16 protein-coding genes and 1 pseudogene are annotated in these 12,149 nt (G+C 69.7%); 8 read left to right on the forward strand and 9 right to left on the reverse strand.

Annotated features, from left to right (window positions below):
• Nucleotides 1-9: 9 nt before the first annotated feature.
• Nucleotides 10-309 carry a Dabb family protein gene (locus tag ACI3KS_RS11405; RefSeq protein ID WP_404918333.1) on the reverse strand — a complete coding sequence of 100 codons (300 nt, stop codon included), beginning with the start codon at nt 307-309 and terminating at the stop codon, nt 10-12.
• A gap of 48 nt (nt 310-357) precedes the next feature.
• Here ACI3KS_RS11405 and ACI3KS_RS11410 point away from each other — a divergent pair, with 48 nt between their 5' ends.
• Genes ACI3KS_RS11410 through ACI3KS_RS11425 form a run of 4 tightly spaced genes read left to right on the forward strand, consistent with a single transcriptional unit; the run spans nt 358 to nt 1,837 of the window.
• Entirely contained in the window at nt 358-783 is a 426-nt protein-coding gene (locus ACI3KS_RS11410; protein ID WP_404918335.1) for a MarR family winged helix-turn-helix transcriptional regulator, read from the forward strand.
• A gap of 27 nt (nt 784-810) precedes the next feature.
• Complete coding sequence (locus ACI3KS_RS11415) at nt 811-1,248, forward strand: hypothetical protein (protein ID WP_404918337.1); 438 nt, start codon at nt 811-813, stop codon at nt 1,246-1,248.
• Nucleotides 1,245-1,508, forward strand: coding sequence for a hypothetical protein (locus tag ACI3KS_RS11420; RefSeq protein WP_404918339.1), 264 nt, complete (start codon nt 1,245-1,247; stop codon nt 1,506-1,508). Before ACI3KS_RS11415 ends, ACI3KS_RS11420 begins: the two co-directional genes overlap by 4 nt.
• A complete protein-coding gene (locus ACI3KS_RS11425; protein WP_404918341.1) occupies nt 1,505-1,837 on the forward strand; it encodes a rhodanese-like domain-containing protein in 333 nt (110 codons plus the stop codon). The genes ACI3KS_RS11420 and ACI3KS_RS11425 overlap by 4 nt, the downstream gene beginning before the upstream one ends.
• A 94-nt stretch (nt 1,838-1,931) precedes the next feature.
• Here ACI3KS_RS11425 and ACI3KS_RS11430 read toward each other — a convergent pair whose 3' ends face one another.
• Nucleotides 1,932-2,960, reverse strand: a complete 1,029-nt coding sequence (locus tag ACI3KS_RS11430) for a zinc-dependent alcohol dehydrogenase family protein (protein WP_404918343.1) — start codon at nt 2,958-2,960, stop codon at nt 1,932-1,934.
• A gap of 138 nt (nt 2,961-3,098) precedes the next feature.
• Between ACI3KS_RS11430 and ACI3KS_RS11435 the strand changes: the two genes are divergently transcribed.
• Nucleotides 3,099-3,974, forward strand: coding sequence for a helix-turn-helix transcriptional regulator (locus ACI3KS_RS11435; protein WP_404918345.1), 876 nt, complete (start codon nt 3,099-3,101; stop codon nt 3,972-3,974).
• Between the two features lie 223 nt (nt 3,975-4,197).
• Here ACI3KS_RS11435 and ACI3KS_RS11440 read toward each other — a convergent pair whose 3' ends face one another.
• Together ACI3KS_RS11440 and ACI3KS_RS11445 are read right to left on the reverse strand one after the other, a co-directional pair.
• Nucleotides 4,198-4,647: a carboxymuconolactone decarboxylase family protein gene (locus tag ACI3KS_RS11440; RefSeq protein ID WP_404918347.1), complete on the reverse strand. Its 450-nt coding sequence runs from the start codon at nt 4,645-4,647 to the stop codon at nt 4,198-4,200.
• A 76-nt stretch (nt 4,648-4,723) separates the two neighbouring features.
• Entirely contained in the window at nt 4,724-5,662 is a 939-nt protein-coding gene (locus ACI3KS_RS11445; protein ID WP_404918349.1) for an SDR family oxidoreductase, read from the reverse strand.
• A 119-nt stretch (nt 5,663-5,781) separates the two neighbouring features.
• On the opposite strand from ACI3KS_RS11445, the gene ACI3KS_RS11450 reads away from it, so the two are divergent.
• Complete coding sequence (locus ACI3KS_RS11450) at nt 5,782-6,627, forward strand: helix-turn-helix transcriptional regulator (RefSeq protein ID WP_404918351.1); 846 nt, start codon at nt 5,782-5,784, stop codon at nt 6,625-6,627.
• A gap of 127 nt (nt 6,628-6,754) precedes the next feature.
• On the opposite strand, the gene pnuC is transcribed toward ACI3KS_RS11450, so the two are convergent.
• The 4 genes from pnuC to sigJ form a co-directional block, all read right to left on the reverse strand.
• A complete protein-coding gene (pnuC, locus tag ACI3KS_RS11455; RefSeq protein ID WP_404918353.1) occupies nt 6,755-7,465 on the reverse strand; it encodes a nicotinamide riboside transporter PnuC in 711 nt (236 codons plus the stop codon).
• Nucleotides 7,462-7,980 (reverse strand): GNAT family N-acetyltransferase, encoded by a 519-nt coding sequence (locus tag ACI3KS_RS11460; protein ID WP_404918355.1) that lies wholly within the window; start codon nt 7,978-7,980, stop codon nt 7,462-7,464. The genes pnuC and ACI3KS_RS11460 overlap by 4 nt, the downstream gene beginning before the upstream one ends.
• A gap of 199 nt (nt 7,981-8,179) precedes the next feature.
• Nucleotides 8,180-9,373 carry a hypothetical protein gene (locus ACI3KS_RS11465; RefSeq protein ID WP_404918357.1) on the reverse strand — a complete coding sequence of 398 codons (1,194 nt, stop codon included), beginning with the start codon at nt 9,371-9,373 and terminating at the stop codon, nt 8,180-8,182.
• Between the two features lie 20 nt (nt 9,374-9,393).
• Nucleotides 9,394-10,323 (reverse strand): RNA polymerase sigma factor SigJ, encoded by a 930-nt coding sequence (gene sigJ / locus ACI3KS_RS11470; RefSeq protein ID WP_404918359.1) that lies wholly within the window; start codon nt 10,321-10,323, stop codon nt 9,394-9,396.
• A gap of 103 nt (nt 10,324-10,426) precedes the next feature.
• On the opposite strand from sigJ, the gene ACI3KS_RS11475 reads away from it, so the two are divergent.
• Both ACI3KS_RS11475 and ACI3KS_RS11480 read left to right on the forward strand, forming a co-directional pair.
• Nucleotides 10,427-11,179: an SDR family oxidoreductase gene (locus ACI3KS_RS11475; RefSeq protein ID WP_404918361.1), complete on the forward strand. Its 753-nt coding sequence runs from the start codon at nt 10,427-10,429 to the stop codon at nt 11,177-11,179.
• Between the two features lie 187 nt (nt 11,180-11,366).
• Entirely contained in the window at nt 11,367-12,026 is a 660-nt protein-coding gene (locus ACI3KS_RS11480) for a hypothetical protein (protein WP_404918362.1), read from the forward strand.
• Here ACI3KS_RS11480 and ACI3KS_RS11485 read toward each other — a convergent pair.
• Nucleotides 12,023-12,149, reverse strand: a pseudogene (locus ACI3KS_RS11485) (IS5/IS1182 family transposase); the annotation flags it as partial. The gene ACI3KS_RS11480 and the pseudogene ACI3KS_RS11485 overlap by 4 nt on opposite strands.

The raw sequence follows: 12,149 nt of genomic DNA on the forward strand, positions 1-12,149 counted from the left end.
GTATCCGGGTCAGAGGGCGACGTAGTCGTACTCCTGGAAGGCCTCGACCTCACTCGTCCAGCGCTCGGCGACGAACGACACGTGCGTCGGATGCTGGTCGTAGGCGGTGTATGCGGCCTGGTCGGCGAACTCCATCGAGAACTGGAACGCGAGGTCGCTCTTCGCGCTGATCTGGGCGCTGATCCGGAAGTCCTCGACACCGGGGATCGACGCGAGCGCTGCCCGCGCGTCATCGAGGAAGAGGCGCTCTTCGACGGAATCCGGGGCGTGGACGAGGCGGAAGCTCACGGTGTGCTGGATGCGCGTCATGACCTCCATCCTGGCATCCGCCGACCGCCCGCGGACTAGCCTGAAGGGGTGCCAGAGACCCCGCCGTTCAGTCCGACCGTCACTCTGTTGACGGTGGCCGCTGTCTGGCAGGAGTCCCTGGCCGCCGCGCTCAAGCCCCTCGGTCTCACGTCCCGCAAGTATGCGCTGCTCGGACACATCCGTGCGACGCCCGGCATCTCGTTCAGCGAGCTCGCCCGCCGGTCGAGGATCACTGCACCGAGTGCGCATGTGGCCGTCGCCGCGTTCCGCGACGCCGGTCTCGTCGAGGATGCCACCGCGCGCGCCGGCGCCGCCTCGCAGCTGCAGGTCACTCCCACGGGGGAACGGCTCCTCGCGGATGCCGCGACGCGACTGGCCGCGCTCGATGAGGAGTTCGCGGTGCGGCATCCCGCGCTCGCGGAGGGTCTGCGAGCCCATCTCGCGGACGTGATGGGCTCGCGCGACGAGGACTGACTCCATACCTTTAGTTAAACTAAAGGTATGGAGAACATCCTTCTGGCCGCGCACGTGCTCGCCGGCATCCTCTTCGTCGGACCGGTCGCGGTCACCACGAGCCTCTTCCCGCGGTTCGCGCTCCCGGCCGCCGCGAGCGCTGAATCCTCGGGGCTCCCCGTGGCCCGCGTGCTGCACCGGATCACCCGCACCTACGGGATCCTCGCGCTCGTCGTGCCGGTCGTCGGTCTCGGGCTCGCCGCGGTGCAGGGGCGGCTCGGTGAGATCTGGATCACGATCGCGATGGTCCTCACCGCGATCGCCGGGGGACTGCTCGCGCTGCGCATCGTCCCTGCGCAGCGCGACGCGCTCGATGCAGCGCTCGAGCCGTCCGGCGCTCGCACACTGCGGATGCTGACCGGCCTGTTCAACCTGCTGTGGGCGGTCGTCGTGGTGCTCATGGTCGTCCGCCCGGGTGCCGGATGAGGCCGGTGCTGCGGGTGCTCGAGGTGCTGTCGGTGCTCGAGCTCGCCAGCATCCTGATCCTGCTCGTGAATCTCGCCACGGTGCACGTCGACGGCGTCGCCTCGGTTCTCGGGCCGGTGCACGGCGCGCTGTTCCTCGCGGTCGCGGTCACCGCGCTGCTCGCGCGCGGGCTCCTGGCGCGAACCCGATGGATGGCGCTGATCCCCGTGGCCGGCGGCATCCTCACGCTCATCAACGTGCGCAGGGAGGCGCGTCGGTGAGCCTCCGTCGCTTCTTCCGCAGGCCGCGGGCGGTCACCGCGGTCGAGGCGATGCGGCTGATCGAGGAGGGGGCTGTCGTCGTCGATGTGCGACGCGAGCAGGACTGGCGGCGCCAGCACATCCCGGATGCCGTGCACATCCCGCTCGGCGAGCTCGAGGCGCGTGCCGGCGAACTGCCCGACGACGCGCTGCTCATCGCGTTCTGCACGGGCGGGCTGCTCTCGAGCGGAGCCGCAAACCTGCTCTCGGAGCTCGGCTTCGACGCCGCGCACCTGGGTCGCGGGCTCATCGAGTGGAGATCCGCCGGCGGAGAGCTCGTCTCGGGCTGAGGCCGTCGCTCGACGGAGGAGATCTGCCGTGCGGAGGCCGCTGTCGCCGACGGCATCCTCCGCAGTGCAGATCTCCTCCGAACCGCGAGCCGACTCAGTCGGTCGTGAGCAGCACCTTCGTCGCGCGGCGCTCGTCCATCGCACGGTAGCCCTCGGCGGCCTGGTCGAGCGGCAGCGTGAGGTCGAACACGGCTCCCGGGTCGATCTCGCGCTCCCAGATCAGGCGGATCAGCTCGGGCAGGTAGTCGCGCACGGGTGCGGGTCCGCCGTGCAGATGCACGCTCGAGAAGAAGAGTCCGAGCCCGTCGAGCGACACGTCGTGCGAGACGCCGACGAAGCCGATGTGCCCGCCAGGACGGGTCGCCTGGATGGCCTGATCCATCGACTCCTGGGTGCCGACGGCCTCGATCGTGCTGTGCGCACCGAGCCCGTTCGTGAGCTCCTTGATACGCGCGACTCCGGCCTCGCCGCGCTCCTCGACGATGTCGGTCGCGCCGAAACGGCGGGCCAGCTCCTGACGGTCTGCGTGCCGCGACATCGCGATGATGCGCTCGGCGCCCAGCTGCGAAGCGGCGAGGATGCCGAGCAGCCCGACCGCCCCGTCACCGACCACGGCGACCGTCTTGCCGGGGCCGGCCTCGGCGGCGAGCGCCGCGTACCAGCCGGTGCCCAGCACATCGGAGGCCGCGAGCAGCGAGGGGACGAGATCGGCGGGCGGCTCGCCGGGGGGCTTCACGAGGGGGCCGTCGGCGAGAGGGATGCGGGCGTACTGGGCCTGCGTGCCGACCGAGCCCATCATCACCTGGTGCACACAGCGCGACTGGTAGCCGGCGCGGCAGATCTCACAGGTGTTGTCCGAGGCGACGAAGGAGCCCACGACATGGTCGCCGGGTGCCAGGTCGTGCACGTCGGCGCCGATCGTCTCCACGACGCCGATGTACTCGTGTCCCATCTTCTGGCCGCCGGGATGCAGCGGCTCGAGGCCACGGTAGGGCCACAGATCCGACCCGCAGATGCAGGTCGCGGTGACGCGGATGATCGCGTCGGTCGGCTCGACGATGACGGGCATCTCGAGGTCTTCGGTCCGGACGTCTCCGGGGGCGTGCATGACGACTCCACGCATGGTGGGCGCTCCTTACTCAAGGGTGGATGAGACCGCTGCTGTCCAGCGTGCGCCTGTGCGCGCGAGCGCGGGAGTCCCTGCCGGACGGTGTACTGACAGGGCACCCCTTCGCGGTGGCGAGCGTTCTAGCCTGAGGACATGGACAACCGAGCAGAGGTACGCGAGTTCCTCATGACGCGCCGCGCGCGGCTGACCCCCGAGGACGTCGGTCTCACCTCGGGCGACAACCGCCGGGTCGCGGGTCTCCGCCGCAGCGAGGTCGCGATGCTCGCCGGCGTCAGTGTGGAGTACTACGCGAAGCTCGAACGCGGCGCGCTCGCCGGGGCATCGGCATCCGTCCTCGATGCGCTCTCGCGCGCCCTCGTGCTCGACGAGGCCGAACGCGCACATCTGCTCGACCTCGCCCGCGCCGCCGACGGGGTGCCGACGAGCGGTCGCGCTCGCCGCAGATCGGGCAGGCCGACCGCGGCGCGACCCAGCCTCGAATGGGCGATGGCGGCCATCACGGATGCCGTCGCGTTCGTGCGCGACGCCCACCAGAACCTGCTCGCCACGAACGATCTGGGACGGGCCTTCTACTCGCCGGTGATCGGCGACGGCGGGCGGATGCCGAACCTCGCACGCTTCCAGTTCCTCGACCCGGATGCGCGGGACTTCTACCCGGACTGGGATCTCTTCGCCTCGATGTGCGTGGGGATCATGCGTGCCGAGGCCGGGCGCGATCCGCATGACAAGGACATGCAGGATCTCGTTGGCGAGCTGTCGACGCGCAGCGAGACGTTCCGGCGGTTGTGGGCGGCGCACGACGTGCGCATCCACGGCAGCGGGACCAAGCGGTTCCAGCATCCGGTCGTCGGCGAACTGATCCTCGCGTACGAGGAGTTCGCGATCACGGCCGAACCAGGGCATGTGCTCATGGTCTACACGGCAGAGCCGGGGTCGCCCTCGGCCGAGCGGCTGCGGCTGCTCGCGTCATGGGCGGCCGAGCATCCGGCCGAGGCCGTCGTCGACTGACGGGGTTCGTGCGCGGGTCCCGCTACGCCTGCGGGAGGACAGGTCAACAGCACGAGATCATGACGGATGCCGCGAGATCGTCAGGATCTGGCGCGGTTGACCTGTTTTCGGGACTGGCGCGGTTGACCTGTTTTCGGGAGAGAGCCGCCGGGGACGAGCGATGCCTCAGCCGGCGTCCCTCAGGTCCGGTGTCTCAGGTCCGGCGTCTCAGGGCCGGCGTCTCTCAGGGCGCGACGGGGTAGTGGCTGCTGATCGCGATCCGGTTCCAGCTGTTGATGACCACCGTGAGCCAGGTGATCGCCGCGATCTGCTTCTCGTTCAGGATGCCCTCGACATCGATCCCGCGGTCGGGCAGCCGGCCGTGATCGCTCAGCAGGGTCACGCTCTCGGCGATCTGGAGGGCGGCCTGCTCCTCCGGCGTGAAGTACTGCGACTCCCACCATCCGGCGAGCACGGCCAGCCGGTCTGCGGTCTCCCCGTGCTTCACGGCATCCGCCGCGTGCATGCGCAGGCAGAACGCGCAGCCGTTCAACTGCGAGGCGCGCACCTTCACGAGCTCGACGAGCAGGGGCGAGAGTCCGGCATCCGTCCCGGCCGCCGCGGCCGCGCCGGCGAAGTCGAGCATGGCCTGGTACGGATCCGCGTAGACCTTGCCGATGTTCACGTGAGTCACGATGTCTCCTTCTCTGTGGAGGAGCGGATCTCGCGCCTCCACAGAGTTCGACGCCGCAGGTTCCGTGGGTGTGAGGTCACCCCGGGAAGTCGACTCCGGCGAGCCGTGCCGACAGGTCCCATGCCCGCGCGGCATCCGCTTCACTGCGCAGCGGGCGGTACAGCGACTGCTCCGCCGGGGCGCCGCCCACGCGCCCAGGCCCGCTCGGACCGAACTGGCGCCGCCCGGCATCGGGTGTCGTGGCTGCGAGCAGCGCGGGGAGGGCGGCGGTCTCGGGCGTGCCGACGAGCAGCCTGCGTGCGGATGCCCAGCGGATCATCCGCACGCCCAGCGTGTCCTGCGCACGCCCGAGCTCGGGCCTTGCCGATAGCAGGCTCGTCGGCGCGACTCCTGGATGCGAGAGGTTGCTGGAGATCCCCCAGCCGTGCTTCTCGCTGCGGCGATCGAGCTCGAGCGCGAACAGGCCGAACAGGATCTTCGAGTGCCGATACGCGCGCATGCCGTCGTAGCTGCGCTCCCAGTTCGGGTCGTCCCAGTTCACGACTCCGCGGCTGGCCGCCACGCTCACCTGCGACGTCACGCGCGCTCGCCCCTCACGCAGCAGCGGGAGCAGGTGCGCGACGAGGGCGACGTGTCCGAGATGGTTCGTGCCGAGCTGCACCTCGAAGCCGTCTCTCGTGGTCTGTCGCTCCGGCGGGGTCATGACGCCGGCGTTGTTGACGAGCAGGTGCAGGGGCGCACCGTCGCTGCGCATCGCGTCGCCGAACGCCGCGACGGATTCGAGTGACGACAGGTCGAGGGGGAGCGTGCGCACTGCGGCGGCCGGGGCCGCGCTGTGGATGGTGTCGATGGCGGCGGCGCCCTTGGCCGGGTTGCGCACCGGCAGCACGAGTTCGGCGCCGGCGCGAGCGAGACGGGTCGCGATGCGCAGGCCGATGCCGTCGCTGCCTCCCGTGACCACGGCGCGGATGCCGGAGAGGGACGGGATCTCGATGTCGATGTTCGAGCGGGTCATGGGTGCTCCTTCGTGTCGCGACCAGCCTGCCGTGCCGGCGCGACCCGTATCCAGGACATGCCATGCAGTGGATGCGGGATCACCGCGATGGCAGGATCAGAGCGACGAGAGGGGCGCGGATGACGAGCGACAGAGAGGCCCTCGCCGGGTTCCTCCGGACGAGGCGCGACAGCCTGCAGCCCGAGGACGTCGGGCTCGTACGCGGGGCGCGCCGACGCACCGAGGGGCTGCGCCGCGAAGAGGTCGCCGCCCTCAGCCACATGTCGGTCGACTACTACGCGCGCCTGGAGCGCGGCGACGGCCCGCTGCCCTCCGAGCAGATGCTGGCCGCGATCGCGCAGGGACTGCATCTCACGGTGGCCGAGCGCGACCATCTGTTCCGGCTCGCAGGGCACCAGCCGCCCGTGCGCGGCGGCTCTCACGAGCACATCAGTCCCGGGATGCTGCGCATCCTCGATCGTCTGCACGACACTCCTGCCGAGATCGTCACCGAGCTCGGCGAGACCCTGCGACAGACTCCGCTCGGGGTGGCTCTCACCGGCGACACGGCGTCGATCCGCGGACCCGAGCGGAGCATCGGATATCGCTGGTTCTCCGACCCTCGGTCGCGAGAGCTCTACGCCGAGGCCGACCACCCGTTCCTCTCGCGGCTGTGGGTGTCGGGGCTCCGCGAGGTCGCGGCTCGGCGAGGGCCCGATTCGCGTGCGGCCCGGTTCGCGGAGGACCTGCTCGTGCGCAGCGCGGAATTCCGTGCCCTGTGGGAGCTGCACGAGGTCGGCATCCGTCCGAACGAGGTCAAGCGGTTCCGGCATCCGCAGCTCGGTGAACTGGACCTGACGTGCCAGAGTCTCATCGACCCCGAGCAGTCGCAGGCGCTGCTGGTGTACACGGCGATCCCGGGGACCGAGAGCCACGACAAGCTGCAGCTGCTCTCGGCGCTCGGACCGCGCACGCTCGCCGTCTGACGGCGCCTGCGGCGACGCGTCGGGAGGAGATCTCGCACTCGGGCTGAGGTTCCTGGGGGATTTCTCCTCCCGAGCGTGCGAACTCCGCCCGAGTGCGGGGGAGAACGGATGCCGTTAGGGCGGATGCTCAGCCGCGGTGATCCTCATCCCGCACGACAGCGATGATCCCGGTCTGCGCGAGCGGCGCCGGCTCTATCGGGGTGCGCTGTGCGCGCCACCAGACGACGAAGCCCGCCGCGGTGAACAGCCCGTAGAACAGGTACATGAGCGCCGTGGCGTAGTTTCCCGAGCTGAAGAGCAGCGGCACACCGACCACATCGACGGCGATCCAGATGAGCCAGAACTCCGTCCAGCCCTTCGCCATGCCGTAGGTCGCCAGCAGCGAGCCGACGAACGTCCAGGCATCCGCCCACACCGGCTCCCATGAGCCGAGCGCCCGGAACAGGGGCGTCAGCGCGATCGTGCCGATCACGAGCACCAGCACGAGGCCGATGCGTGCACTCCACGGCGCCCAGGTCGGGCTCACCCGCCCGCCCGAGGCCTGTCGCCACCGCACCCAGCCGTAGACCACCACCGCGATGAACATGATCTGCCGTCCGGCCTGGCCGAGCAGGTGCGGCGTCTGATCCGAGCCCAGGATCGATCCGAGGAACACGGTGAGCAGCAGCACGTTGCCGACGATGCCGACCGGCCACGCCCAGATCTTGCGCCGCATGCCGCCGATCGCGCTCGCGAGCCCGAACGCGTTGCCGACGACCTCGCGCACGAGCAGCGTCTGCCCGCCGGGGAGCGTCCAGTACGAGTTGAAGGCGTCGACGAGCCACTGCAGGGCGTTCACGAGAGCCCCGGAACCGGGCGCTCGTCGAGCGTCAGCTGCAGCAGGGTGAGGTCGAGCCAGCGTCCGAACTTCGCCCCGACCTGCGGCAGACGACCGACCTCGACGAAGCCGAACCTCTCGTGCAGGGCGATCGACCCGGTGTTCCCGCTCTCGATCGCGGCGACCATGACGTGCACGTCCTGCGCGCGGGCGCGCTCGATGAGAGCGGTCATCAGCATCCGTCCGAGCCCGCGGCCGCGCTCGCCGTCGCGCACGTACACCGAGTGCTCGACCGTGTGGCGATAACCGCTGTAGGCACGCCAGTGTCCGAACGAGGCGTAGCCGAGTACAGCGTCGTCGTCATCGGTCGCGACGATCACCGGGAATCCCTCGCGCGAGCGCTCGGCCAGCCAGACGGCCCTGCTGTCGACGTCGACCGGCTCCTCGTGCCAGATCGCCGTGGTGTGCACGACGGCATGGTTGTGAATCGCGGTGATCGCTTCAAGATCGGCGATCGCGGCATCCCTGATGTGCACTCGGGTCTCCTGCATCCGCGCTCGGGCAAGCGCAACGCTGACGTTAGCAGGACGCGGAGCCGTGGGCGCGCGGGCACGATGCCGACTCGAACTGCCGTCGACTTCACGTGCACTCGGCGAGCGCACGGGACATTCACGTCAAGATGCCATGCACTCGACAGCAACCCGTGCACTCGCGGAACGCACGGCCCCCGCCGCATCACCGCCGCGGCTTGCCGCCCAGCGCCTCGCGCACGACGATCGCCTGACGCATGTCGGCCATGATCGGGTCGAAGAAGCGCTCGCGATATCGCGCCTCGCTCACCGCCGAGAACACGAACGGCAACGTCGCGATGAGCGACAGCAGGGTCGCGGCCTTGAGCAGGTTGACCGTGATCGGCAAGGTCGCCGAGCCGATCACCAGCTGTTCGACGGCCAATGGCTGCGATGCCGACCCCGGGCCGACCCACAACTCGACGACCCCGACCGGGATCGCGATGCTGCCGATCACGATGAGCAGCGCACCCAGCAGGGCCGCGAAGAACACCGCCTGCAGAAGCTGAGCGAACGTCAGCGCGAGCAGGATGTTCATCCGCTGCGGGGCGCGCAGCGGCAGACGATGAACGGATGCCGTGGCGCGATGCTCCGCCGGAGTGCCGATGAGCAGCGCTCGCCGCTGCTCATCGGTCGGCGTCTGCGCCTCGTCGTCGATCTCGGACGCGCTCACCCTCAGCACCACGATGCCGGCGAGCACGGCGACGACCAGACCCACCAGGGCGATCGATCCCCAGTGCAGCGCCGACGCCATCTGCCACACCTCGGCGGAGAAGAACGCGAAGACCACGAGCATGAGGATCACGGGCAGTGCGATCGATGCCATGTGCCCGATCGCCGAGGCGTTGCGCACGGCCAGTCGCGACGCCCAGGAGATCAGGGAGCCGCCGCCCATGCCGGTGACGAGGCAGCACAGTGCGATCACGAACAGCGTCTCGAACACGGGTCCGACGGTGGCGCGAGGCTGGGTCAGGTAGCCACCGACCATGAGCGCGGCCGCGCAGGCGACGATCACCACCGAGGCGACGGCCGTACCGATGCCCACCGGCAGTCGACGCAGCATCCATCGCACGATCAGGTAGCCGCCCCAGGCGAAGGCCGCCGAGATGATCAGGATCAACGCGACCACCGCGACGATGATCAGGTCGTCGTCGATCAGCGGGACCAGCGCATCCGTCACTTCATCGATGCCGTCGCCGAGCAGGAAGCCCGCCAGAGCCACCCACGTGACGAGCGGCGCGACGCGCCTGGGCAGATCGGTGAACCAGCGACGCAGCGGCACGAACGTCGGCAGACCCTGTTCGCGGAACCAGCGGTCGGCGTCGCGTACGGCGGAACGGGGCGCCCGGGCGGATGACATGCAGTGAGACTACGGCACGCTCACCGCGCGCCCGAGGCACCTCGCCAGTGCGACAGCTTGGCCGGATTGAGCACGATCCAGACCCGATCGACGAGCCCGTCGCTGACGCCGAAGTTCATCACCGAGACGACCTCGTCGTGCTCGTGGAACAGGAAGGCGAGTCCGTCGCCGGTCTCGATCTCCTCGGCCGACATGTGGGGGCGTTTCGCGGCGATGCCGAGCAGGAAACGTGCGACATGATCGGCTCCGCTGACGACGTTCCTCGCCGCGCGCACGACGCCACCGCCGTCGCTGTGCAGGTCGACGTCCGGCGCCAGCACGCGCAGCAGCTCGTCGACCGTGCCCGTCGTGCTCGCGCGCTGGAAGGCGCGAACCACCCGGTCGTGCTCCGCGCGCGGCACGACGGTGGTGCGGTTCTCGCGCACGTGCCGCCTCGCCGAGGTCGCCAGCTGCCGGACGGCCGCCGATGATCGACCGAGGATCTCGCCGATCTCGATGAACGGCACGTCGAAGATGTCGTGCAGCACGAAAGCCACCCGCTCGGCGGGTGTCATCGACTCGAGCACGACGAGCAACGCGGTCGAGACCGAGTCGTCGAGCGCGACCCGATCGAGCGGATCATCGAGTTCGACGGATGCCGGGGCGATGCGCTCGCCGCCGACGAACAGCTCGAGCGGCACCGGCTCGGGCAGCCACTGGCCGACGTACTGCTCGCGCCGGCGGCGGGCGGAGGTCAACAGGTCGAGCGAGATCCGACTGGCCACCGTCGTCAGCCAGGCTGCGGGGTTCAGGATGCCGTCGCGCTCGGCATCCGTCATCCGATACCAGCGCACGAACGCCTCCTGCACCACGTCTTCGGCATCGGCGAGCGTGCCCGTCATGCGGTAGGCGAGCGCGGTGAGGCGTCGGCGTTCCGGGAGGACGTCGAGCAGGCCGGCTTCTTCTGACATCTCTCGCAGACTACCGACCTCACATCCCGGCGTGCAGCATCGTCGACTCAGATGAAGGGTGCCGATCGCGCATCACTTCGTTCACCGCTGAGGAGAGGACGCCATGAGGATCGCCGTCGCAGGAGGAACCGGAACCGTAGGACGCCATGCCGTCGAGGCGGCGCGCGCCGCGGGGCACGAGGCGGTCGTGCTGTCGCGGGGGAGCGGTGTCGACGTGCTCACGGGCGCGGGTCTGGCAGGTGCGCTGGCCGGAGCGGATGCCGTGATCGACGTCACGAGCATCATGACGCTGTCCGAGAAGAAGGCGCGGCGGTTCTTCGAGACCGGCACCCGGAACCTGCTGGCCGCAGAGCAGGAGGCGGGTGTCGGCCATCACGTCGCACTGTCGATCGTGGGCATCGACGGCATCGACACGGCGTACTACGCGGCGAAGCTCGCGCAGGAGCGCGCGGTCGCGGCGGGATCGGTGCCGTTCACGATCGTGCGCGCGGCGCAGTTCCACGAGTTCGCGGGGCAGGTGCTCTCGCAGATCGGCGGACCCTTCGCGGTCGCGCCGCGGACGCTCATGCGCCCGGTCGCCGCCCGCGAGGTCGGCGCGCATCTGGTGCGGGTGGTCGAGGACGGCCCGGTCGGACGGGCGCAGGACATCGTGGGTCCGCGGGACGAGACGCTCGCGGATGTCACGCGGCGGCAGCTCGCCTTCGACGGCATCCGTCGCCGCGTGCTCGACGTGAAGCTGCCGGGGGCGTACGGCACGGGCCTCGCCTCCGGCGCGCTGCGGGGAGGACCGGATGCTCGACAGGGTGAGATCACGTTCGACGAGTGGCTCCGCAGCGACGACCACCGGGTGGCGTGAGGCTTCTGCTTCGCCCGGGTCGCTGTGTCTGCGAGTGCACGGGTTCTTGACGTCCACGTCCCGTGGGCTCTGTGAGTGCACGGGTTGTCGTCGAGTGCACGGCATCCTGACGCAGATTCCCCGTGCGCTCGCCGAGTGCACGTGAACTCGACGGCATCGCGAGGCGCTGACCTGCGAGGATCGGAGAGTGAGCGACGGGGGCGGGACGCGCGGAGAGCGGCGGCGGAGCATCCGTCGCTGGGCGATCATCGCGCTCGTCCTCGTCGTGATCGTGCTCGTCGCGGTCCCGTTCACGCACCGGCTCTTCCCGATCGAGACGCAGACGTCGTGCACGCTCACGAGCGGCTCGGAGCGTGACCACCGCTACCGCGGGGGTCCGGATCTCTTCCCCCGCATCGGTACCGACTGCGGGTCGTTCACAGCGGACGATGAGGTCGCCTGCACCGCCGACCCGTCGCGGACCGTGCGGATGCTCGCCGGGGTGACATTCGACCTGCGGGTGCAGGGGCCGCGCCTGCCGATGTTCTCGAACCCGACCGTCGTGTCGGCGCAGGTGTCGTCGGTGCAGCTGGTCCAGCCGCCTGACCTCCGTGACGATTGGTTCCCCGACAACGAGAACCTCAGGAAGCTGCGCGCGAGCATCTCGCCCGAGCACTATCGCGCGTGGGACTACGAGCAGCCGCCCTACGACCGGCAGTGCGATGCGTTCCGCACGGTCATGACGAGCGAGGGCGTGCTGATCATGACGATCTCGCAGGCCGATCAGACGCTCGAGGTTCCCGAGGGTGTGGTGCCGGTGTCACCGCTTCTGCCGTGCGACGACTGGTACTACTGCGAAGAGCACTAGGGCGTGTCTCCTAAATGGTGTAGCCAGGCGATGACGGCGTTGAGGACGACGGCGGCTCGGTAGACGATGGCGAGTTTGTCGTATCGCGTTGCCAGGCCTCGCCATTGCTTGAGTCGGCAGAAG

It is taken from the genome of Microbacterium sp. ZW T5_45, from assembly GCF_044987415.1.
Lineage (GTDB): Bacteria > Actinomycetota > Actinomycetes > Actinomycetales > Microbacteriaceae > Microbacterium.